Origin of the sequence: Cellulomonas sp. SG140 (genome assembly GCF_025770785.1) — a bacterium.
Lineage (GTDB): Bacteria > Actinomycetota > Actinomycetes > Actinomycetales > Cellulomonadaceae > Cellulomonas.
The window spans coordinates 130,560-151,102 of sequence record NZ_JANZLA010000007.1 but is presented as its reverse complement, the minus strand read 5'-3'; the positions used below and the strand labels follow the sequence as shown (position 1 = coordinate 151,102).

The 20,543-nt window shown below is 72.7% G+C and carries 23 protein-coding genes; 12 read left to right on the top strand and 11 right to left on the bottom strand.

The genetic code is table 11. The annotated features are described in order from the left end of the window. Nucleotides 1-60 precede the first annotated feature (60 nt). A complete protein-coding gene (locus tag N0B34_RS13835) occupies nt 61-591 on the top strand; it encodes a PAS domain-containing protein (protein WP_263731991.1) in 531 nt (176 codons plus the stop codon). Beyond that, complete coding sequence (locus tag N0B34_RS13830; RefSeq protein WP_263731990.1) at nt 588-1,490, top strand: methyl-accepting chemotaxis protein; 903 nt, start codon at nt 588-590, stop codon at nt 1,488-1,490. The genes N0B34_RS13835 and N0B34_RS13830 overlap by 4 nt, the downstream gene beginning before the upstream one ends. A 22-nt stretch (nt 1,491-1,512) precedes the next feature. Here the strand turns inward: N0B34_RS13830 and N0B34_RS13825 are convergent, their stop codons facing one another. The 3 genes from N0B34_RS13825 to N0B34_RS13815 are packed head-to-tail and all read right to left on the bottom strand — an operon-like array spanning nt 1,513 to nt 4,098. After that, nucleotides 1,513-2,166, bottom strand: coding sequence for a DUF4232 domain-containing protein (locus N0B34_RS13825; RefSeq protein ID WP_263731989.1), 654 nt, complete (start codon nt 2,164-2,166; stop codon nt 1,513-1,515). A 4-nt stretch (nt 2,167-2,170) separates the two neighbouring features. Beyond that, nucleotides 2,171-3,427 carry a sensor histidine kinase gene (locus tag N0B34_RS13820; protein WP_263731988.1) on the bottom strand — a complete coding sequence of 419 codons (1,257 nt, stop codon included), beginning with the start codon at nt 3,425-3,427 and terminating at the stop codon, nt 2,171-2,173. Continuing rightward, a complete protein-coding gene (locus N0B34_RS13815; RefSeq protein ID WP_263731987.1) occupies nt 3,424-4,098 on the bottom strand; it encodes a response regulator transcription factor in 675 nt (224 codons plus the stop codon). Before N0B34_RS13815 ends, N0B34_RS13820 begins: the two co-directional genes overlap by 4 nt. Nucleotides 4,099-4,359: 261 nt before the next feature. Here N0B34_RS13815 and N0B34_RS13810 point away from each other — a divergent pair, with 261 nt between their 5' ends. The 4 genes from N0B34_RS13810 to N0B34_RS13795 all read left to right on the top strand — a co-directional run bounded on the left by N0B34_RS13810 (nt 4,360) and on the right by N0B34_RS13795 (nt 8,949). Continuing rightward, the gene (locus N0B34_RS13810; protein ID WP_263731986.1) at nt 4,360-5,586 is read left to right on the top strand and encodes a sugar ABC transporter substrate-binding protein; all 1,227 of its coding nucleotides are present in this window, start codon (nt 4,360-4,362) and stop codon (nt 5,584-5,586) included. Next, nucleotides 5,586-6,371: an ATP-binding cassette domain-containing protein gene (locus N0B34_RS13805; RefSeq protein ID WP_263731985.1), complete on the top strand. Its 786-nt coding sequence runs from the start codon at nt 5,586-5,588 to the stop codon at nt 6,369-6,371. The genes N0B34_RS13810 and N0B34_RS13805 overlap by 1 nt, the downstream gene beginning before the upstream one ends. Next, nucleotides 6,368-7,624, top strand: coding sequence for a sugar ABC transporter permease (locus tag N0B34_RS13800; protein WP_263731984.1), 1,257 nt, complete (start codon nt 6,368-6,370; stop codon nt 7,622-7,624). Before N0B34_RS13805 ends, N0B34_RS13800 begins: the two co-directional genes overlap by 4 nt. A gap of 71 nt (nt 7,625-7,695) precedes the next feature. Beyond that, entirely contained in the window at nt 7,696-8,949 is a 1,254-nt protein-coding gene (locus N0B34_RS13795; RefSeq protein ID WP_263731983.1) for an MFS transporter, read from the top strand. A gap of 30 nt (nt 8,950-8,979) precedes the next feature. Here the strand turns inward: N0B34_RS13795 and N0B34_RS13790 are convergent, their stop codons facing one another. The 4 genes from N0B34_RS13790 to N0B34_RS13775 form a co-directional block, all read right to left on the bottom strand. Then, nucleotides 8,980-9,525: a sugar O-acetyltransferase gene (locus tag N0B34_RS13790; RefSeq protein WP_263731982.1), complete on the bottom strand. Its 546-nt coding sequence runs from the start codon at nt 9,523-9,525 to the stop codon at nt 8,980-8,982. Continuing rightward, a complete protein-coding gene (locus tag N0B34_RS13785) occupies nt 9,525-9,704 on the bottom strand; it encodes a hypothetical protein (protein ID WP_263731981.1) in 180 nt (59 codons plus the stop codon). Before N0B34_RS13785 ends, N0B34_RS13790 begins: the two co-directional genes overlap by 1 nt. A 34-nt stretch (nt 9,705-9,738) precedes the next feature. Beyond that, entirely contained in the window at nt 9,739-10,398 is a 660-nt protein-coding gene (locus N0B34_RS13780; protein ID WP_263731980.1) for a TetR/AcrR family transcriptional regulator, read from the bottom strand. Between the two features lie 64 nt (nt 10,399-10,462). Next, nucleotides 10,463-12,529, bottom strand: a complete 2,067-nt coding sequence (locus tag N0B34_RS13775) for an MDR family MFS transporter (RefSeq protein WP_263731979.1) — start codon at nt 12,527-12,529, stop codon at nt 10,463-10,465. Nucleotides 12,530-12,731: 202 nt separating this feature from the next. On the opposite strand from N0B34_RS13775, the gene N0B34_RS18060 reads away from it, so the two are divergent. The 4 genes from N0B34_RS18060 (at nt 12,732) to N0B34_RS13755 (ending at nt 16,144) form a co-directional block, all read left to right on the top strand. Further along, nucleotides 12,732-13,811 carry a methyl-accepting chemotaxis protein gene (locus N0B34_RS18060; protein ID WP_318529992.1) on the top strand — a complete coding sequence of 360 codons (1,080 nt, stop codon included), beginning with the start codon at nt 12,732-12,734 and terminating at the stop codon, nt 13,809-13,811. Between the two features lie 66 nt (nt 13,812-13,877). Beyond that, on the top strand, nt 13,878-14,378 hold the full coding sequence (locus N0B34_RS13765; RefSeq protein WP_263731978.1) for a SecDF P1 head subdomain-containing protein: 501 nt from the start codon (nt 13,878-13,880) through the stop codon (nt 14,376-14,378). Between the two features lie 224 nt (nt 14,379-14,602). Next, the gene (locus N0B34_RS13760; RefSeq protein WP_263731977.1) at nt 14,603-15,580 is read left to right on the top strand and encodes a patatin-like phospholipase family protein; all 978 of its coding nucleotides are present in this window, start codon (nt 14,603-14,605) and stop codon (nt 15,578-15,580) included. Between the two features lie 192 nt (nt 15,581-15,772). Further along, the gene (locus N0B34_RS13755) at nt 15,773-16,144 is read left to right on the top strand and encodes a hypothetical protein (protein WP_263731975.1); all 372 of its coding nucleotides are present in this window, start codon (nt 15,773-15,775) and stop codon (nt 16,142-16,144) included. A gap of 51 nt (nt 16,145-16,195) precedes the next feature. Here N0B34_RS13755 and N0B34_RS13750 read toward each other — a convergent pair whose 3' ends face one another. The 4 genes from N0B34_RS13750 to N0B34_RS13735 form a co-directional block, all read right to left on the bottom strand. Further along, entirely contained in the window at nt 16,196-16,576 is a 381-nt protein-coding gene (locus tag N0B34_RS13750) for an ATP-binding protein (protein WP_263731974.1), read from the bottom strand. A gap of 152 nt (nt 16,577-16,728) precedes the next feature. Continuing rightward, nucleotides 16,729-17,502 carry an ABC transporter permease gene (locus N0B34_RS13745; RefSeq protein WP_263731973.1) on the bottom strand — a complete coding sequence of 258 codons (774 nt, stop codon included), beginning with the start codon at nt 17,500-17,502 and terminating at the stop codon, nt 16,729-16,731. Then, nucleotides 17,495-18,274, bottom strand: coding sequence for an ABC transporter ATP-binding protein (locus N0B34_RS13740; RefSeq protein WP_263731972.1), 780 nt, complete (start codon nt 18,272-18,274; stop codon nt 17,495-17,497). Before N0B34_RS13740 ends, N0B34_RS13745 begins: the two co-directional genes overlap by 8 nt. A 520-nt stretch (nt 18,275-18,794) precedes the next feature. Next, complete coding sequence (locus N0B34_RS13735; protein ID WP_263731971.1) at nt 18,795-19,637, bottom strand: GIY-YIG nuclease family protein; 843 nt, start codon at nt 19,635-19,637, stop codon at nt 18,795-18,797. Between the two features lie 226 nt (nt 19,638-19,863). On the opposite strand from N0B34_RS13735, the gene N0B34_RS13730 reads away from it, so the two are divergent. Together N0B34_RS13730 and N0B34_RS13725 are read left to right on the top strand one after the other, a co-directional pair. Beyond that, a complete protein-coding gene (locus N0B34_RS13730) occupies nt 19,864-20,373 on the top strand; it encodes a helix-turn-helix domain-containing protein (protein WP_263731970.1) in 510 nt (169 codons plus the stop codon). Further along, nucleotides 20,370-20,531 (top strand): hypothetical protein, encoded by a 162-nt coding sequence (locus N0B34_RS13725; RefSeq protein WP_263731969.1) that lies wholly within the window; start codon nt 20,370-20,372, stop codon nt 20,529-20,531. The genes N0B34_RS13730 and N0B34_RS13725 overlap by 4 nt, the downstream gene beginning before the upstream one ends. The last annotated feature ends 12 nt before the right edge of the window (nt 20,532-20,543 follow it).

Sequence of the window (20,543 nt, the reverse complement as noted above, 5' to 3'; positions counted from 1 at the left end):
CCTGACAGTCCCTGACCCGAGAAGGACACAGTGCGGCCATCGGCGGTCACGCCCACCGGCGTGGAACGGACGTTCGGCGTCGACGAGATCATCGTCTCCAAGACCGATCCGCAGGGGCGGATCACCTACGCCAACCCGGTGTTCGTGCGGGTCTCGGCGTACGCGGAGACCGAGCTGCTGGGCAAGCCGCACTCGATCGTGCGGCACCCGGACATGCCGCGCGTGGTGTTCAAGCTGCTGTGGGACACCATCGGCTCGGGGCAGGAGATCTTCGCCTACATCGACAACCTGGCGGCCGACGGCGCCCACTACTGGGTGCTGGCGCACGTCACCCCGTCGTACCGGGACGGCCGGCTGATCGGCTACCACTCCAACCGACGCCTGCCCGACGGGGCGGCCGTCCGGGAGATCTCGCGGCTCTACGCGACGCTGCGCGCCGAGGAGCTGCGGCACCCGACGCCGGCCGCGGCGATGGCGGCATCCGGCGCGCTGCTCGACGCGCACCTGGCGGCGCACGGGCAGTCGTACGAGGAGCTGGTGTGGGGCCTGATCTCGGGCGCCCCTGCTGCGACCGCGGGGGTCGTGCGATGAGGCGCGCACGCGGCGGTGCGACCGTGGCCGAGCACGAGCCGGCGCTGACCGAGGCGCGCACGGCAGAGCGGCTGCTGCTGGAGGTGGCCCGGCGGGCGGCCGAGGGCGACCTCGACGTCCGGGTGCCCCCGCTGCCCGGCGCCGAGCGGGCCGAGCTGCGTGACGCCTGGAACCGGGCGCTCGACCTGATGGACGCCTACGTCCGGGAGTCGGCGGCGTCGCTGACGGCCGCGGCGGAGGGTCGGTTCCATCGCGCCTTCCTGACGCGCGGCATGGTCGGCTCCCTGCGGTCCGGCGCCGAGCTGTCGGACCGGGCCCGCCAGGCGATGGCGGCGGCGGCCGACGAGATCGAGGCCCAGTCGGCCACCCGCGAGGCGATGGTGGACAAGGCCGTCGAGGTGTCCACCCAGGTCGCGGCCGCGTCCACCGAGCTGGGCGCGTCCGCCGACGCACTGGCCGAGGCCGCGCACGCCGGCGCGACGCAGGCCGAGGCGGCGCTGGCCGTCGTCGCCGCGCTCGAGGAGTCGTCGGCGCAGATCTCCGCCGCGGTGCGGCTGATCAAGGGCGTGGCCGACCAGACGCGGCTGCTGGCGCTGAACGCGACGATCGAGGCGGCGCACGCGGGTGACGCCGGACGCGGTTTCGCCGTCGTGGCCGCCGAGGTCAAGTCCCTGGCCGACGAGACGGGCCGATCCTCCGACGACATCTCCGCCCAGGTGGCCGCGGCGCACGACGCGGCGGAGGCGGCGGTCGCCGCCATCGGTCAGATCACCGAGGTGATCTCCGCGATGAACGACCAGGTCGGTGGCATCCAGCAGGCTCTGTCGGGCCACGGCGGCCTGTCGAGCCTCGCGGAGACGCTGCACACGGACATCACGGGGTTCGCGGCGGCGCACTGACGGCCGTCCGGAGCGCTACGTCTCAGCTGCCCGGCAGCAGCCCCTGGACGAAGATCAGCTGCACCTGGGTGCTGCGGCATGCCGTCAGCCCCGACGTCGCCACGAAAAGCGCCTCGGTGGACCCCGGCGGGTACACGCGCAGACCGTCGGCGGGGACCGGCTGGCACGTCTCCGCGGGGTAGTTCTCGGCCCGGGCGATCCGCAGCGGCGCGTGGGCGGTCTTGCCGGGGTCCAGGGTCACGGTGCCGTGCGGGCTCGACGTCTCGAAGGTGCCGGCGGCGCCGATCTGGGTGCCGGTGCCGTCGCCGACGAACGAGACGCCCGGGAAGCCCTGCAGCGTGCAGCGCTGCGGACCGGTGTTGGTCAGCACCAGCGACGGCATGACGCTGCCCGCGGCGGCACCGCCCTGCGCCAACGAGGCGGTGAGCGCCGAGGCGGTGCAGCGGTCCGAGCGCAGGGCGTCCGACGAGCCGGACGGCGTCGGTGCGGCCGACGGGCCCGTGCCGACGGGCGCGGTCGGGGCCGCGGAGGGCGATGCCGACGCACCGGCCGCCGCCGGGGTGGTGGGTGCGGCCGACGGGCCGGCGGAGGAGCCGCCGGTGCCGGCGCTGCACCCGGTGAGAGCCGCAGCCGCGGCGACGATCGTCGCCGCCGCCAGAACGCGTACCGAGGTCATGTGCTCAGTGTGGGCGGCGCCTCATGAGCGGACGATGAGGGCCGTCGTCGAACGTCAGCCGGGCACGCAGCCCTCCGGCGGGTGCGTCGTCCAGCGTCAGCGTCCCCCCGTGGGTGCGCGCCACCCACTCGACGATCGCCAGCCCCGTCCCCGTGCCGTCCCCGCGGCTCACGCCCGGTCGACGGATCCGCCGACGCAGCCGCGGCGGGATGCCGGGACCGCCGTCCGTCACCTCGACCGCCCCGTCCCGGACCGTGACCGCGATCGGCGGCGCCCCGTGCCGCACGGCGTTGTCCACCAGGTTGCGGACGGCCTGCGCGATCAGCTCGGGGTTGCCGCTGACCACCGTCGGTTCGGTGTGCAGCCGGACGTCCGCGCCGGTCTCCGCGACGGCCGCCTCGACGAGCTGGCCGAGGTGCAGGGGCTCGAGGGTCACCGGCGCCGCGCCGCTGCTCGCCCGCGCACGCAGCAGCAGCGCGGAGGTGACGGTGGCCAGCCGGTCGACCTGCCGTCGGGCGCGCACCAGCGCGTCCGGGGCCCCACCCGGGTGGGCCGCGTCGTCGAGGATCACCCCGAGCACGGTCAGCGGCGTGCGCAGCTCGTGGGACGCCTCGAGCAGGAACCGTTCCTGCTCGGCCAGCCCCCGCACCGCCGGCCGCATCGCGAAGCCCGACACCAGGTGCCCCAGCAGCGCCGCCGCCACCACCAGCGCGGCGGCCGTGACCACCAGCCCCAGCGCCAGCCGGCTGTGCTCGGCACCGCCGTCCAGCGGTCCGCCCACCACGACGATCGCGCCGGTGGTGACGCCGTGCGCCGACGCCGCCAGCAGGGAGGCCGCCGCCCAGTGCGCCTCCTCACCGTTCACGCCGGGGACGACGAAGACCGTCACCCCGGGGTGCGAGCCCAGGTCCGCGAGCACCCGCCGCAGCTCGGCATCAGCCGGCAGTGCCGACTGGTCGGGTGCGGCGTAGGCGATCTCCTCGGGGGTGACCACTCCGACCACGGGTGCGGTCCGCACGTCCCGGGTGGTGTCGAGCCACGACAGGTCGAAGGTGCCGTCCGCGTAGCCGATCACCTCGGCGAGGCTGCTCGCCTGCGAGCGCAGCCCCGCGTCGAGCGAACGCACGCGCGACGTGGTGTCGATCCGGAGGGCGATGACCACCAGCACCGCCAGGCACAGGGCGGTCGTCGCTGCGAACACCGCCGTGGTGGTCCAGCGGATCGTGCGGATCCGGCGCACGGCCGGGCTGACGGTCCTCACCCGACGGGCGGCTGGGCGGCCAGCCGGTAGCCGACGCCCCGCACCGTCTCCACCAGCTCCGCCGAGCCGAGCTTGCGCCGCAGCTGGCCGACCAGCACGTCCACCACGTTGGACCCCGGCTCGCTCAGCTCGTCCCAGCACCGTGCGACCAGCTCACCGCGGCGCACCACGTCGCCCGCGTGCTCCAGCAGCACCTCCAGCACGGCGAACTCCTTGGCGCTCAGCGTCAGCAGCACCCCGTCGAGCGTGACCCGGTGCCGGGCGACGTCCAGCTCGAGCCCCGCGGCGCGCAGCACGCGCGGCCTCGACTCCCGGACGCGCAGACCCAGGGTGCGTACCCGGACGACGAGCTCGGCGAGCGCGAAGGGCTTGACCAGGTAGTCGTCGGCTCCGCGCTCGAAGCCGTCGACGCGGTCCGCCACCTCCGCGCGTGCGGTCAGCACCAGCGCCGGGGTGGCGATGCCGCGGGCGCGCCACTGCTCGATCAGCGCCAGGCCGTCGCCGTCCGGCACCCGGCGGTCCAGCACCAGGCAGTCGTACGGGCTGACCGCGACCTGCAGGTCCGCGTCCGCGCACGTGCCCACCTGGTCGACGACGAAGCCGTGCCGGCGCAGGCCCGCGGCCAGCTCCGGGGCCAGCTCGGGGTCGTCCTCGAGCAGCAGCACCTTCACGGCGCGATGCTAGGGCGGCCCACAGCCGCCGCCGGGGATCCCGACCGGGACTTTCGCTGGGCGTATGCACAGCGAAATGACGCAGAACGGACATCCGTCAGGTCTTGCATATGCGATCCGCCGGGGCTAGCACAGTGGTTTAGGGGGTGTCAACCCCCGACGGGTCGGTCATTGCGCCGGTTCGTCCTGCCGCCCATCAGCAGGGATACCGGCACACGCTCGCCACACCGACCCGCCTCGGACAGCCGAGGGAGGACGACGATGTCGTCGGTTCGCAGATGGCGGTTGGCAGGTTCAGCGGCAGCGTTGGCGCTGGTGCTCGCCGGGTGCAGCTCCGGAGGAGGTGGTGGCGGCACCTCCTCGGCCTCCACGGGCGGGGCGAGCGGCACGTCCGGCGCGGTCCCGCAGATCGACGCGGCGTCGTTCACCGCCGACTTCTCGGTGATGAGCCAGCTGAAGGGCCTCGCCTCGAGCGGCAAGGGCATCATCGGCGTCCTCCTGCCGGACACGACGACCTCCACCCGGTACACGCAGTACGACGCGCCGTACCTGAAGAAGGCGTTCGAGGCGGCCGGGCTGACCAGCTCGCAGTTCAAGATCGACAACGCCGGCGGTAGCACGTCCACCATGCAGACGCAGGCCGAGGCGGACATCAACGCCGGCGCGTCGGTGCTGCTGGTCGACCCGCTCGACTCCGGCAGCGGCGCCGCGATCGAGGCGAGCGCCAAGGCGGCCGGCGTGCAGGTGATCGACTACGACCGCCTGGTCAAGGGCGGCCCGTCGGGGCGGTTCTACGTCAGCTTCGACAACGTGCAGGTCGGCACCCTGATCGGCAAGGGGCTGGTGCAGTGCGTCTCCGACTGGTCCGTGACCAAGCCGAACGTCCTGGTGATGGACGGCGACCCGACCGACAACAACGCCTCGCTGTTCGCCCAGGGGTACAACGGCGTGCTCAAGTCGCACTTCGACGACGGCAGCTACGTCAAGGTCGGTGAGCCCGCCGGTACGTGGGACCCGCAGCAGGCCGCGACGACGTTCGAGCAGCAGCTGACCGCCCACCCGGAGATCAACGCGGTCATCACGCCCAACGACGACAACGCGAACGCCGTCGTCTCGATCCTCAAGGGCAAGGGCGTCGCCGGCAAGAAGTTCCCGACCACCGGGCAGGACGCGTCCCTGCCGGGGCTGCAGAACATCCTGACCGGCTACCAGTGCGGCACGGTGTACAAGCCGATCTACCTCGAGGCCCAGGCAGCCGCCGCACTGGCGCTGTACCTGCGCGCCGGGGCGACCCCGCCGACCTCGCTGGTGAACTCGACCACCAAGGACACCCAGACCAACACCGACGTGGCGTCCGTCTACACCACGCCGATCTGGGTGACCACGTCCAACATGGCGTCGACCGTCGTCAAGGACGGTGCGGTCACCGTCGACAAGCTGTGCGCGGGCGACGTCGCCTCCGCCTGCACGGCCGCCGGGATCAAGTGATGCCAGACCTGGCCACCGAGGGCCCCCCGCTGCTCGCGCTGCGGGGGGTCTCCAAGTCGTTCGGACCGGTGCGCGCACTGGTCGACGTCGACCTCGACGTGCCGGCGGGGACGGTCACCGCCCTCGCCGGCGACAACGGGGCCGGCAAGTCGACGCTGATCAAGTGCGTCGCCGGGATCTACCCCCCGGACGGCGGCGAGCTGCTCTGGGAGGGTCACCCGGTCCACCTGCGCGGGCCGGGTGACGCCGCCGCGCTCGGGATCCAGACCGTGTACCAGGACCTCGCCTTGTGCGACAACCTCGACATCGTCCAGAACATGTTCCTCGGTCGCGAACGCGTGCGGCGTGGACAGCTCGACGACGTGTCGATGGAGCAGGCAGCCGCCCAGACGCTGACCGAGCTGGCCGTCACCACGGTCAGCTCGGTGCGCCAGCGCGTGGCGTCCCTGTCCGGCGGGCAGCGGCAGTCCGTCGCCATCGCCAAGGCCGTGCTGTGGGAGTCGCGGCTGGTGATCATGGACGAGCCGACCGCCGCGCTGGGCGTGGCCCAGACCCGCATGGTGCTCGACCTGGTGCGCACGCTCGCGCAGCGCGGCCACGCCGTGCTGCTCATCTCGCACAACCTGCTGGACGTGCTCGAGGTGTCCGACCGGATCGCCGTGATGCGGCAGGGCCGCATCGTCGACGTGCGCACCCGCGACCGCATCGACCAGCGCGTCCTCGTCGACCTCATGACCACCGGCACCTCGGACCGTGAGGTCGGCACCGGACGGAGGCAGCCATGACCACCCGCGAGCACGACGTCCCCCCGGCCGGCGCGACCGCCGTGCAGGTGCGGACCGAACGCATCGGCACCGCCGACTACCTGCGGCTGACCTGGCGTCGGATCGTCGGCGGGGAGACCGGCGCGCTGCCCGTGATCGGCGGCCTGGTGCTCGTCTCCATCGTGTTCCAGAGCCTGAACCCGCGGTTCCTCACCGCGGGGAACCTGGTGAACCTCCTGGTGCAGGCGGCGGTGTTCGCCCTGTTCGGCATGGCCGAGGTGTTCGTGCTGCTGCTGGGCGAGATCGACCTGTCGGCCGGCTTCGTGGCCGGGATCTCGGCGGTGGTGGTCGCGTGGCTGGTGCAGCCGCAGGTCGCCTGGCCCTGGTGGGCCGCGATCCTGGCGGCGCTGGCGGCGGCGGCCCTGATCGGGCTGCTGCAGGGGACGCTGTTCGCCCGGGTGGGGCTGCCGTCGTTCGTCGTGACGCTCGGCGGGCAGCTGTTCTGGCAGGGCGTGATGCTGTTCGTCCTCGGGTCCGGGGGCGCGATCCTCATCCAGGACCGCGTGGTCAACGGCATCGCCAGCGCCACCCTGTCGCCGCTGCTCGGGTGGGTGGTGATGCTGGTCGCCGTCGCCGCGTTCGGCGTGGTCGCCTGGAGGCGGGACGCCCGGCGCCGCGAGCTGGGGCTCGCCGCGGCGCCCGCCACTCTGACCGCCGCCAAGATCGTTGCCGGGCTGGTGGCCGGGGTGGCGCTGGTGCTGCTGGCCAACACCAACCGCGGGGTGCTGTCGCAGGTGCGCGGCCTGCCGTGGGTGGTGCTGCTGGTGCTGGGCGTGCTGTTCGTCTGGGCGTACCTGCTGCAGCGGCGGCGGTTCGGCCTGTACGTCTACGCGATCGGCGGCAACGCGGAGGCCGCCCGGCGGGCCGGGGTGCACCTGGTGCGGGTGCGCATCCTCTCGTTCGTCCTGTGCTCGCTGACCGCCGGGATCGCCGGCGTGGTCTACGCCTCCCGGCTGCGGTCGATCTCCACCTCGATCCAGGGCGGCACGCTTGTGCTGTACGGGATCGCCGGTGCGGTGATCGGCGGCACCAGCCTGTTCGGCGGCCGCGGCAAGGTGGTGCACGGGGTGCTCGGCGGGTTCGTCATCGCCGCCATCGACAACGGCATGGGCCTGCTCGGGTTCAGCGCCGCCGCCAAGAACACCGTCACCGCCGTGGTGCTGATCGCGGCCGTCACCATCGACGCGCTGGCGCGGCGCCGCCGGCCGGCGTGACTCGGGACGGGCTGCTCGCCGGCGCCCGGACGGCGCGGTGCGGGGCGCCGGGCGGTCCGTAGCATCACCCGGTGCCCTCGCCGATCGGACCCGTGCTGCGCAACGCCGCCTACCGGCGGCTGCTGACGGCGCAGGTGGTGTCCCTGCTCGGCACCGGCCTGGCCACCGTCGCCCTCGGGCTGCTGGCGCACGACCTCGCCGGCCGTCGGGCCGGTGCGGTGCTGGGGACCGTGTTCGGCATCAAGATGGTCGCCTACGTGGTGCTCGCGCCGGTGGCGACCGCCCTGGTCGCGCGGCTGCCCCGGCGGTCGGTGATGGTCACGGCCGACGTGCTGCGGGCCGTCGTCGCCCTCACGCTGCCGTTCGCCGGCCAGGTGTGGCAGATCTACGTGCTGGTGTTCGTGCTGCAGGCGGCGTCCGCCGTGCACACCCCGACGTTCCAGTCCGCGCTGCCCGACGTGGTGACCGGCGAGCACGAGTACACGCAGGCGCTGTCGTTCTCCCGGCTGGCCGACGACCTGGAGATGGTGCTGTCCCCGATGCTGGCCGCGGCCCTGCTGCTGGTGGTGTCGACGCACACGCTGTTCGTCGGGACCGGGCTGGGGTTCGCGGCCTCGGCGGTGCTGATCGTGTCCGTCGTCATCCCGCGTGCGGCCACCCCGGCGGCTGCGGACGAGGGCACGCCGTTCGAGGAGCTGCCGCTCGGCGCCCGCGTCCGCCACGGCGCCCTCCTGATGGCCCACACCCCGGGCCTGCGTCCGGCGCTCGCGCTGAACCTGGCCGTGGCGGCGGCTGGCGCGTTCGTCCTGGTGCAGACGGTGGTGATCGCGCGCGACACCTTCGGGCAGAGCAACGACGTGGTGGCCCTGCTCCTGGCGGTCAACGGCCTGGGGTCGATGACGACGGCCCTCGCCCTGCCGGCGGTGCTGCGCCGGCGGTCGGAGCGCGCCGTGATGCTCGGCGGGGCGGTGCTGCTCACCGTGGCGACGTTCGCGGTGCCGCTCGCGCTCGGCATCCAGGCGCGGACCGCGGGACTGGTCGCCGTCGGCGCGCTGTGGCTGGCGGTCGGTGCCGGCTGGGCGGCCGCGGAGGTGCCCATCGCCCGGCTGATCGTGCGGCACGTTCCCGCCGGCGAACGGCGCTCGGTGTTCGCCGCGCAGTTCTCCCTGTCGCACGCCTGCTGGCTGGTCACCTACCCGCTGGCGGGCTGGCTCGGCGCCGCGGGGCTGCGTGGTGCGGCGCTGGTGCTCGCGGTGGTCGCCGCCGCTGCGACGGTGGGCGCCACGGCGCTGTGGCCACGAAGTGCGGCCGTACCGACCGCCTGAGCCGACGACGCCCCGGCGCGCCGGCGGCCATCACTCCCAGCGGCGTCGCACGCCCGCCTTGGGGCCGGCCACCAGCGTCCCGGCCGGCACGTCCTCCGCGACGACGGAGCCGGCGGCGATCACCGAGTCCCGGCCGATGCTGACCCCCGGCAGGATCGTCGCCCCCGCACCGATCCACACGTTCTCCGCCACGTCGATCGGCCCGCCGGTCAGCCACACCCGGCGGTCGTCGACGTCGACGGGATGTCCCACGGTGATGAACGTGACCTTCGGCGCCACCATCACCCGCTCGGCGAGCCGGATGCCGGCGTAGTCGAGGAACGTGCAGTTCTGGTTGACGAACACCCGCTCACCGAGCTCGAGGTGCAGCCCGTGGTCGGTGAAGAACGGCGGGTAGACGGTGACGCGCGCCGGCAGCGGCCGGCCGAGGATCTGCTCGAACAGCTGCGCCTTGCCGGCGTCGTCGTCGAACGGCAGCACGTTGAGCAGGGACGTCAGCCGGGTCGCCTCGAGCACGCGCTCGCTCATCGCCGTGAACTCGGGGCTGTGGATGCGCATGAGGAGGCCGCTGGCCATCAGCGGCCGACCAGGAAGTGACCGACGCAGACGGCGGTCCACCCCGCGGCGAGCCAGCTCGAGGTGCGGAACCGACGCGTGCGCTCCACCGAGATGCCCCAACGCTCCCCGTACCGGCCGATGACCGCGTAGGCCACCGTGATGGTCGCGGCGACCACCGTCATCACCACCCAGAACATCGGCCCTCCGCTGCCACCGAGCTGCCGCCCGTGCTCAGCGAGCGGCGCCCGGCACCAGCGCCGGCGCCAGGTCGGCGGCGAAGGAGTCCTCCGACTCCGCCCCGACCGCGACCAGGCGCGCGACCGTCTCCCGCAGCTCTCGCGCGGTCGGCGGGTGCGAGGTGTACCCACCGTCGGCGTGCAGCAGCAGCGCCGCGAACACCAGCGCGACGGCCAGCCGGGCGCGTTCGGGCGACGTGCGCTGCTCGGCGAGCTCGATGATCCGTTTGCGCAGGCTGACGGTCCACTGCTTCACGGCGGTCAGCAGGTCCGGCTCCAGCCGGATCAGCTCGCGCAGCCGGGGCAGGTCGTGGTCGTGCAGCTCGGCGGTGTCCGCGACCAGCACGCACACGTCGTCCACCAGGGGCCCGTGCGCGGCGAGGAACCGCTCCTCGTCCCGCGCCGCGAGGGCGGTGTCCGGCAGGCCGAGCGCGGCGGCCGCCTTCGACGGGTAGTAGTTGAAGAAGGTCCGCTCGGAGACGGTCGCCGCGGCGCAGATGTCCGCAACCGTGACGTGCGGCAGGCCGCGCTCCATCACCAGCCTGCAGGCCGCGTCGTGGATCGCGTGGCGCGTCTGCTGCTTCTTCTGCTCCCGCAGCGAGCAGGGCCGGTCCAGTCCCGGTGCGGCCGGGACGGCCGTTGCTGGATGGTTCACGGCGCCTCCTCCTCGTCGGGCCGGGCCGCGGGGACCCCGGACGCCGGGGTCCCCGTCACGCTGATCATGCCCGGTGCGTGTGCACGGTTCCGCCACCGGGTCCCGTCGGGGCCCCGGCACCGACCGCGGCGTCGATCGCGTCGACCTCGAGGTCGTCGGCCGTCTGCAGCGCGTCGGCCCGCTCCTGCAGCGCCGAGCGCTGCCGCAGCGGCGGCGTCTTGAAGAACCAGGTGAGGACGAACGCCAGCAGCATCACGCCCAGGCCCACCCAGTAGACGGCCACCGCCGAGTCGTTGAAGCCGACGAGGAACGGCCTGGTCAGCCGCTTGTCGGCACCCTTGAGGAAGGACGTGTCGGCCGTGCTCGACGACGAGGTCGACGGGGCCGACGAGCTCTTCAGCTGGTCGATCATCGTCGGCACCACCTTGTCCACCACCGCACCGCGCTGCGTGGCGTCGGTGTAGTCGACGGCGAGCTTGCCGTCGGCCACCGTGACGCCGGCCTGCTGGGCCGCCGCCGCGAGCGCCTTCTGCTCGGCCGCGGGCTTGGCCGCCGCGACCTGGGCGTCGATCACGGCCTGCGCCCGCGCGGCCGGCAGAGCGCCGGCGGCGACCTGCGCCTGGACGGCCGCGGTCACCTGCTGCGTGACGGCCGCGTCCGCGGCCTGCGTCGCGGCGGCGGTGCCCTGGTCGAGACCCGTCTGCACCTGCGCCTTCACCGGGGTGACGATCGGGTTCCAGAGCTGGTTCATCACACCCTGGTTGGCCGGTGCGGAGGCGACCGACGGGGTCAGCGCGGCGTCCAGGGCGCTGGTGAGGTCGGCCTTGTTCTGCATCGCGCCGCTGACCTTGGTGGGCATCAGCGCGAACAGCACCGAGAGCAGCACGGCGGTGCCGAGCGTGCCGCCGATCTGCCGGAAGAACGTCGCCGAGCTCGTGGCGACGCCCATGTCCGTCACGTCCACCGCGTTCTGGGTCGCCAGCGTGAGGGACTGCATCAGCTGGCCGAAGCCCAGGCCGATGAAGAACATCGCCATCATCAGGAACCACAGCGGCCGGTCGACGGTCATGAACGTCAGCACCAGGTAGCCGCCGGCGGTCACCAGGGTCCCGGTGATCGGGAAGATCCGGTACTTGCCGGTGCGCGCGATCGCCTGCCCGGAGCCGACCGAGGCGATCATCAGGCCGCCGACCATCGGCAGCGTCGCGAAGCCCGACTCGGTGGGGGTCAGGCCGGTGACCAGCTGCAGGTACAGCGGCAGGGTCAGCATCGCGCCGAACATGCCGAAGCCGACCAGGAAGCCCAGCACGGTCGACATGGAGAACGTGGACGACTGGAACAGGCGCAGCGGGATGATCGCGTCCGCCTTCATGATCGTCTCGGCCACCAGGAACCCGACCAGGCCCACCACACCGATCACGTAGCAGGTGATCGAGGACGCCGAGGTCCAGCCCCACTCGCGGCCCTGCTCGGCGACCAGCAGCAGCGGGACCAGGGTGACGACGACGGCGGACGCGCCCCACCAGTCGATGCGCGGCGACGTGGTCTTGTGGAACTTCGGCAGGTGCAGGAACGCCAGCACCATGAACATCGCCCCGATGCCGACGGGCACGTTGATCAGGAACACCCAGCGCCAGCCGGCGATGAACAGGATGCGCGAGGCGTCGGCGAACACGCCGCCGATCAGCGGGCCGACGACGGCGGAGACGCCGAACACGGCCAGGAAGAAGCCCTGGTACTTGGCGCGCTCCCGCGGCGCCAGCATGTCGCCCATGATCGCCAGCGGCACGGACATCAGTGCGCCGGCGCCGATGCCCTGGAAGGCCCGGAACGCGGCCAGCATGATCATCGAGGTCGAGAACGACGACAGGAACGACCCGAGGATGAAGACGGCCAGGCCGAAGATGTACAGCGGCCGCCGGCCGAAGATGTCGGAGAGCTTGCCGTAGATCGGCGTCGCGATGGTCGACGTGATCAGGTAGGCCGTCGTGACCCACGCCTGCTGGTTCAGGCCGTGCAGGTCGTCGCCGATGGTGCGGATCGCCGTGCCGACCACCGTCTGGTCGAGGGACGACAGGAACATGCCCGCCATGAGCGCGTAGATCACCAGCATGATCTGCCGCTGGGTCATGACGGGGGCCGCAGACGTACCTGCGGGCCGTGCGGGAGCTGCGTGGGGCACGACGGGACCGACTCTCTCGTGGGCTGGGAGCCCGCTCACCGCGGCATCACCGCGTTGCAGGCTGTGCAACTTTACACACTCTGCAACTTCTCAGCACCCACCAGCTGCTGCCGATAGACGAAGCAGAGGTCACGCCTACCGAAGGGTCGCCATGTTCCGCCGCCGGTCCCGCGCCACGTCGTCGTCGAACGGGTTCGATGCCCAGTTCATCCGCGCGGGTGCCTTCGACGTGTTCCTCGCCGCGCCGGCCGCCATCCTGGTGACGGACGCGGAGGGCAAGATCGTCGCCCGCAACCGGGCGGCCGACACCTTGGCGGCCCGGGTGGCCGCGCAGCGTGGCGACGCGGTGATGCCGGCGCTGCGCAAGGAGCTCGCCTCGATCATCGCCCACGAGAAGGCCTTCCCCGTGACCCGGGTGGTCACCGTCGAGGAGGCCGGGCGTCGCGCCTCGGCGCGCACCACGGTGGACCGCCTGGCCGACGGATTCGTCGTCGTCTGGGCCGACGACACCGAGGCGACCGAGAACGCCCGGGTGACCAAGTCGGTGGCCGGTGAGCTGTTCAGCTCCTCCGGCTCGCTGACCGAGCTGAGCGACCAGATCGCCGCCGTCTCCGCGGACGTGTCCAACCGCGCCGACGCGGTCGCGGCCGGTTCGCAGCAGATGTCCGCCAGCATCCGGGAGATCGCCGTCGGCGCCGCCGCCGCCTCGAAGGGCACGGCCAACGCCGTCCGCATCGCCGGGGTGGCCAACGAGCGGCTGGCCAAGCTCGGTGAGTCGAGCGACCGGATCGGCGCCGTCACCAAGCTGATCTCCGCGATCGCCGACCAGACCAACCTGCTCGCGCTGAACGCGACGATCGAGGCCGCCCGCGCCGGCGAGGCCGGCAAGGGGTTCGCCGTGGTGGCCAACGAGGTCAAGGACCTGACCGGCCGCACCCGGACCGCCGCGGCGGAGATCACCGAGATGATCGGCGCCATCCAGGCGGACAGCACCGACGCCGAGAAGGCGATCACGGACATCCTGAAGCTGATCAACGAGATCGAGCTGCAGCAGGCGGCGCTCGCCAGCGCCGTGGAGGAGCAGACGGCCGTCGCCAGCGAGATGAGCTCCGGGGTGGCCGCGGTGGCCGACGGCGCCACCAGCTCGGCCCACGTCAGCGCCCTGCTGCGCGAGTCGGCCGGCGTGGTCGCGACCAACGCCGCCCAGCTGGACTCCCTGGTCACCGCGTAGGGACGGCGCTCGGCCGGGGAGATCCGCCCCCGGGCAGGATGCCGCGGACCGGTGCAGGCTCGGACCATGCGCACCCAGCACGTCGTCCGCACCGCCCTGCTGCTCACCGCCGTGTCGCTCGCGTCCGGGTGCGGGATCGCGAACGTCCAGGCCAACCCGGCCAGCTACCCCCTCGACCTGCGCCTGGTGACCTCGTCCACCCGGGGCCCGTGCAACGCGCCGCCCCTCACGGCCGACGTCGCCGGCAGCGCCTGCGACCTGGCGGGCAGCACCACCTACGTGCTGGGCCCACCGCTGGACACCGTCACGCCCAGGTCGGTCGTCCGGCAGACGCAGGCCGCCGGCCCGTCCGTCGTCGTCACGTTCGGTCCCACGGACACGACCACGCTGCACGCCCTCACCGCCGGTCAGGTGAACAAGCAGGTGGCCATGGTGCTTGACGGCAAGGTCGTCGCCGCTCCCGTGATCAAGGCCCCGATCACCAACGGTTCCGTGACCTTCACCTTCCCCACGGCTGCGCAGGCGGACGACGCCGCGGGCGCGCTCGGTGCGACGTCCACGCGGTGAGCTCAATTCGGTGGACGGGAGCGCCCGCCGGCGGCGATAGTGGGCGGGCGGTCCGCGGACCGCGTCGTCGGCGCATGGACGTCCCGACGGCGGTGACCGATCGGCAGGAGGTGACACCCATGTCGGCAGTACCCCCATCGGGTGCTCCCTCGAGGTCGGCGACCGCGCAGCTGCGCTAGTCGTGCCGGGAGCGCCCGCCAGGCATCTCCCGAGAGGCGACTCCCATGAACACAGCTTCCTCCTCTTCGTCCCCCCGTCCGCCGGCTGCCGGGCGGGCGCTCGTCGTCGCCGGCGGCGGTGCCGCAGGCAATGCCTGGGCGATCGGCGTCATCGCCGGGCTGGCCGATGTCGGCATCGACGTCACGGTGGCCGACCTGGTCGTCGGGACGTCGTCCGGCGCCACCGTCGCGGCCCAGATCACGGCCGGCACCCGCCCCGCGGAGCTGTACGCCGCGATCGTCGACGCTCCACCCGTCCCGGACGCTCGCGGCCGCGCGGGGTCCGTTCCCGGGAACGGCGCGGGCCCCGGGAACGGTGCCGGCCCCGGGGTCGGTGCGGGCAACGGCCCTGCCCGGGGCGTCTCCGGCGCCGGCTACCTCGACTGGTCCGGCGCCGTCATCGCCTCGGCCACCGACGCCGCGGACATGCGCCGTCGCATGGGCGCGGCGGCGCTCGAGCGGGACGCGTCCGACGGCGCCGCGGGCGCGCGCTGGCGCGACGTCGTCGCCGCCCGCCTGCCGAGCGTCGACTGGCCGCGGCAGCGGGTGCTGCTGGTCGCGGTCGACGCCCGCACCGGTGAACCCGTGGCGTTCGACCGGGACAGCGGCGTGGACCTGGTCGACGCGGTGGCCGCCAGCACGTCGGCGATGGTGCCTTACCCGATCGGCGACCGTCGCTACCTCAACGGTGGCTACCGGCGCAGCGAGAACGCCGACCTCGCGGCCGGGTACCGGCGGGTGCTGGTGCTGTCGCCGTTCAGTGGCAGGTCCCGGATGCCGGCGGCGTGGCGGATGGACCTCGCCTCGCAGATCGAGGAGCTGCGAGCCGGTGGCAGCGAGGTGGAGACCGTGTTCCCCGACGCCGGCGCAGGTGACGTGTTCGACGCGAACGCCCTCGACCCGTCGACCCGCCTGCAGGCCGCACGCGGAGGCCACGACCAGGGACGACGCCTGGCGGAGCGGCTGCGGCCCTTCTGGGTCTGACCGGCGCGGCGACCCCGGGGCCACCCGGTCTCGGGGTCGCCGACGGCCGGTTCACCTCCACCGGCCTTGCGGTTCGGGGCGAACCGTGTGGCCCTGGGCAGGTCGTCGGCTCTCTGAGCTCGCGCGGTTTGCGCGGACCGTCCTCGATGAACCCCAGTACGGCGGGCCCGGTGGCCCGCGAAGGGCGTCGAGATGGACGACTCCAGCGCTGCGCTGACCTTTGTCTCCGGAGCGACCGCCACGGTCTCCTGGGACGCCGACCGCGTCCCGCTCTCCCTTGCCGGCGAGGTGGACGAGTACTTCTCGGACGCCGGTGCGTCGATGATCGAGCTGGTGGCCGGTCTGGACCGGCCCGTGCACGTCGACCTGTGCGGCGTGACGCTGTTCACCGCCGCCGGGGTCAGCTGGCTGGTGGCGCTGTACGACGGGATCCCACACCCCGTGCGGGTCGTGGCAGCCGCCGAGCTGGTGCTCGACGTGCTGGCCGTGTGCCGGGTGGCGACGAGCTCGCCGGGCCGGGGCCGCGGCGCCGCGGCACAGGGTGTGGGCGCCCACTTCGTCTGACGGTCGCGTCGTCTGACGGCCGCATCGTCCGACGGCCGCGAGGCCGCCGTCTCAGTCCTCGCAGGCGACGCGGAACCACACCGTCTTGACCCCGCCGCGCCCGCCGTCGACCCCCCACGCGGCCGCCAGCCGGTCGATCAGCATGACGCCGCGGCCGCCGAGCGCCCACGGCTCGACGTCCCGGACCACCGGCCGCCCACGGCTCTGGTCCGTCACGGCCACCCGCCACTGCCCCCGCACCTGCGACACCGCGACTGTCACCGTCCCCCCGTCGGGCCCGTGCCGCACCGCGTTGGTCACCGCCTCGGTGGTCAGCAGGGCGATGGTGCGGACGCAGGCCTCCGGACAACCGGCACGACGAGCCCACGCCACCACCCACCTGCGGCTGGAGGGGACGCCGTCGAGGGCCGCCGTGAAGCTCAGCGAGTCCACGACCCGTCTCCTCGTCTGCTGGCGGTCGGGACACCGGAGCGCATCCACACCGACGTCCGTGCACGGGCATGCCGGTCCTCCGGCGTGTCCCCCCGCACACGAGCCATCGATCGATCATGGCCCGGCGCCGCCGTCCGCACCTCTTGAGAACGTCAGCGGACCGTCCAACGGAACCACCGGACGCCGATGAACCCGAACACGACGGCGTACAGGACCGACGCGACGAGCCCGATCACCTGGTCGGAACCCCACGCGACGCTGCCGGTCGCAGCGCTGAAGAGGTTGGACAGGCCGCCGACGGGAGTCCAGCCGGCGATCGTCTTGAACGTGGTCCCCAGCAGGCCGGAGGAGCCGACCAAGCCGACGACGAGCAGCAGCGCGAACAGCACCCGGCTGAACGCGTTGACCTGGCCCGAGGTGGTGGTCAGACCGACGATCGCCTGCCCGATCGCCAGGAACACGAGCGCGCCGAGCAACGAGACCACCAGGACCAGGAGCCAGTTCGAGGGGCCGAACGTCAGGTGGTGACGCACGCCGCCGAGCGCCAGGACGACCAGCGACATGACCAGCGAGAGCACCAGCTGTACCGCGATCCGGCTCACCGAGACGGTCCACATCGGCACCGGCGTCACGCGCATCCGCTGGAACACCCCGGACTCGCGGTCCCGTGCGACGGCCATCGGGTACCCGAACAGGCCGGCCGCCATGAGCCCGTAGGTGATGGAGAGGCCGATCAGGTACCCGGGCTCCAGGACCTGACGCCGTCCGTTGCCCCCGGCGCCGGTGATGAACAGCATCGCGACCGGCAGCACGATCGAGAGCAGCAGCGCCTGCCGGTTGCGCAGCAGCACCGTGGCGTCGGCGCGCAGCAGCGTGCGCAGCGCGAGGCCGACGGGCGGCGGCTCGAGGAGGGTCGTCTCAGTCACGGATCTCGTCCCCCGTCAGGCCGATGAAGACGTCCTCGAGCGTGACCTCGCCGTGCGCGGCGCGCAGCACCCGTGGGTCGGTGCGGTGCTGGGCGACGAGCTCGGCGGGCGTGCCGAGTGCGACCAGCGTGCCGTGGTCGATGATCGCGACCCGGTCGCAGACGGCCTGCGCCTCCTCCATCGAGTGGGTGGTCAGCAGGATCGACCCGCCCTCGCCGCGCGCCCGTTCGATCTGCGACCACAGCTGGCGGCGGGCCTGCGGGTCCAGGCCGGAGGTCGGCTCGTCGAGCAGCAGCAACGGTGGGTCGTGCAGCATGGCCACGAGCAGCGAGAAGCGCTGCTGCTGGCCGCCGGACGTCTGCTTGTAGCGCTTGTTCGCCTCGTCCGCCAGGCCGGCCCGGCGGAGCCGCTGGCTCAGCTCGTCGGCGGACAGCGTGAGCCCGTACAGCCCCGAGTACAGGCGCAGGATCTCGGTCAGTGTCAGCTCCGCCTGGAAGCTCGACGCCTGCAGCTGGACGCCGATGAGGGCGCGGACGGCCAGCGGCTCGGTGGCGGCGTGGTGGCCCACCACCGTGACCGCCCCGGCGGCGGGGTTCAGCAGCCCCTCGATCGCCGAGAGCGTGCTCGTCTTGCCCGCGCCGTTCGGCCCGAGCAGCCCGAAGATCTCACCGCGCCCGACGCTGAGGCTCAGACCGTCGACCGCGGTGTACGACCCGTACCGCACGACGAGACCGTCGACCTCGAGGATCGGAGCACCTGCCGCGTCAGCCACTTGCCTACCTCTCGCCCCCACCGGAAGTGACCGCCGAATCGTGGCGCCGCAGCCTGTGAATTCCCCGAGAGCCGAGAAGGTCGCGCGAGTGCGTCGCACATGCTCCTCGACCGCTCCGCTGGTGAAGCACCATGCGTCGGCCACGGAGCAGGCGGCCCTCCGTCGGTAACCAGTCGGCGGCGTCACCGCCGATGCGTGCGCGCCCGACTAACGGTCCTCGCGGTTCCACCGCTCCTGTCGCGACAGGTAGAGGCGGGACGCGTACTTGGCAGCGCGACGCACGGAGCCATACCCCGTCAGGAAGGCGCCACCTGTGATCTGAACCTCCTGCCCCGTCGTCCGGTCGACCATCCTCAGAGACCAGAACGGACCGAGGAGGTGTCTCGGCATGATGTCGAATCGGGGATCGACGTCGGGGAAATCCGCTGTTTCACCGGAGACCATCGTCAACTCCCTCTGTCGCATTGATCGCCGCGAGCCAGGAACGCCAAGAACGGCGGGCGGCCTTGGCAACCCGCGACTAGTTCCGGTTCAGGCCGAATCGGATGCTGAGCAGCGCCCGTTTGAAGTGGGACTCGGCCAGGTCGACCTCGGCCTTGGGGACGCTGGGACCGAAGACGCGCAAGATGCTGAAATGGAAGTGCCGCGGATGGCTCGGGTCGACCCGGGCCAGCTCACGAAGTGCGACGTTGCCGCCGTGGCCGTCGCGTGCGTAGGTGGTCCAGCGACCCAGGATCCGCTCGGCGCCGTCCGCCTTGCCGACGTAGACCTGGCCCGTACTGGTGTCGGTGATCAGGTAGATGCCCTGGACGGCGCCCAGCGCCGTGCGCCAGGACGCGTACCGGGAGTCGTCGACCACGTCCTGCAGCTCGCCATAGGTGAGCACAAGGTCGTCGAACCCGGGGAAGGGCACCACCGTGGGGTCGGCGATCTCCAGCACACCGAAGCCCGATGCGACCGCCCCGGTCTTGGCCCAGTTCACGGCGTCCTTGGACCACTCGACCACGAGCCGACGGGTCAGGGAGGACAGCAGGTCAGACGGTCGGAGGTTGAAGCACCGCATCGTCGGCGTCCGCTGGTCGAGGTCCTCGCCGAGGTTCTCGTAGACGACGTGCAGGCGTGAGCGCCGACCGCCCTCGGCCATGAAGACGAGCCAGTACCGCGGCGGGTTCTTGCTCACCTTGTTTCCGACGCCCTGCCACCGCGTGTACTCGAGCACCTTCTCCGGGGTCAGGTCCTCTGAGGACCGGAGACCGTCCGCCGTGTAGGTGTGGCGCACTACCACGACCTCGTCGAGATCCAGCCCGGTCGCGGCCAGCAGATGACCCAGACGCAGGTCACCGGTCTGGGTGGCAGGGAGCATGCCGGCCTCAGCGCTTCCGCGGGTCACGGGGACCCATGCTGGCCGCGTCGGGAGCTTCGGAGCCACTGCAACGCCCCGGCATTCGGGTGAAGAGACAGCCGGTCGGCCCTGCGCTCTGGGCCGACGCGCGCGAGCTTGCGTCCTGGCCGGCCGACGACATGCAGAGGGTGGCGTGTTCACGCCCGTGGAGCCGTTCGTTCTATACCGGTAGCAGTATGCTCCTGCCATGGACGCCGCCACACTGATCCGGACGAGCCGCGAGGCCGCGGGCCTCAGTCAGGGCGCCTTGGCGGCACGAGCCGGCACGTCTCAGCCGGCGGTCTCGCGCTACGAGGCGGGCGCCAGCTCACCATCGGTCGAGACGCTCGACCGGCTCCTCGCGGCGATGGGAGCGCGCCTGGAGCTGAGCGCCGCCGCCGCCCCCCGCCACCTCGACGTACGCACACCCCGGATGGCGAAGCTGCGCGCCAACCGCGAGCGCGTTCGCCGCGTCGCTCACCGGCACGGTGCCTCGAACGTGCGGGTGTTCGGGTCGGTCGCTCGCGGTGAGGACGGCCCGGACTCCGACGTCGACCTGCTCGTGGACCTCCACGTGCGGACACGCGGCCTGCTCCCGCTCGCCGCGATCGCCGACGACCTCTCAGCGCTCCTCGGGGAGCGTGTCGACGTCGCCCCGGCCGACGCGCTGGCGCCGCACGTCGCCGAATCGGCGCTCGCCGAGGCAGTGCCGCTGTGAGTCGATCAGACCGCTACCGGCTCGGTGACGTCCTCTCCGCGGTCGACGCGATCGACCGGGCCGAGCTGGTCGGGCAGCGGTACGGCCACGACGCCGAGCTACCGGCCGTGGTTCTTTCCGGCTCCGACTGCACCTCGACGACGTCGCCGACGGCATAGGTGCCAGACGGG

Coding starts and splice junctions, on each gene's coding strand:
- N0B34_RS13830 (WP_263731990.1), top strand. CDS start 588: ATGAGGCGCGCACGCGGCGGTGCGACCGTGGCCGAGCACGAGCCGGCG.
- N0B34_RS13825 (WP_263731989.1), bottom strand. CDS start 2,166: ATGACCTCGGTACGCGTTCTGGCGGCGGCGACGATCGTCGCCGCGGCT.
- N0B34_RS13810 (WP_263731986.1), top strand. CDS start 4,360: ATGTCGTCGGTTCGCAGATGGCGGTTGGCAGGTTCAGCGGCAGCGTTG.
- N0B34_RS13805 (WP_263731985.1), top strand. CDS start 5,586: ATGCCAGACCTGGCCACCGAGGGCCCCCCGCTGCTCGCGCTGCGGGGG.
- N0B34_RS13800 (WP_263731984.1), top strand. CDS start 6,368: ATGACCACCCGCGAGCACGACGTCCCCCCGGCCGGCGCGACCGCCGTG.
- N0B34_RS13790 (WP_263731982.1), bottom strand. CDS start 9,525: ATGGCCAGCGGCCTCCTCATGCGCATCCACAGCCCCGAGTTCACGGCG.
- N0B34_RS13785 (WP_263731981.1), bottom strand. CDS start 9,704: ATGTTCTGGGTGGTGATGACGGTGGTCGCCGCGACCATCACGGTGGCC.
- N0B34_RS13775 (WP_263731979.1), bottom strand. CDS start 12,529: ATGACCCAGCGGCAGATCATGCTGGTGATCTACGCGCTCATGGCGGGC.
- N0B34_RS18060 (WP_318529992.1), top strand. CDS start 12,732: ATGTTCCGCCGCCGGTCCCGCGCCACGTCGTCGTCGAACGGGTTCGAT.
- N0B34_RS13765 (WP_263731978.1), top strand. CDS start 13,878: ATGCGCACCCAGCACGTCGTCCGCACCGCCCTGCTGCTCACCGCCGTG.
- N0B34_RS13760 (WP_263731977.1), top strand. CDS start 14,603: ATGAACACAGCTTCCTCCTCTTCGTCCCCCCGTCCGCCGGCTGCCGGG.
- N0B34_RS13755 (WP_263731975.1), top strand. CDS start 15,773: ATGGACGACTCCAGCGCTGCGCTGACCTTTGTCTCCGGAGCGACCGCC.
- N0B34_RS13735 (WP_263731971.1), bottom strand. CDS start 19,637: ATGCTCCCTGCCACCCAGACCGGTGACCTGCGTCTGGGTCATCTGCTG.
- N0B34_RS13730 (WP_263731970.1), top strand. CDS start 19,864: ATGGACGCCGCCACACTGATCCGGACGAGCCGCGAGGCCGCGGGCCTC.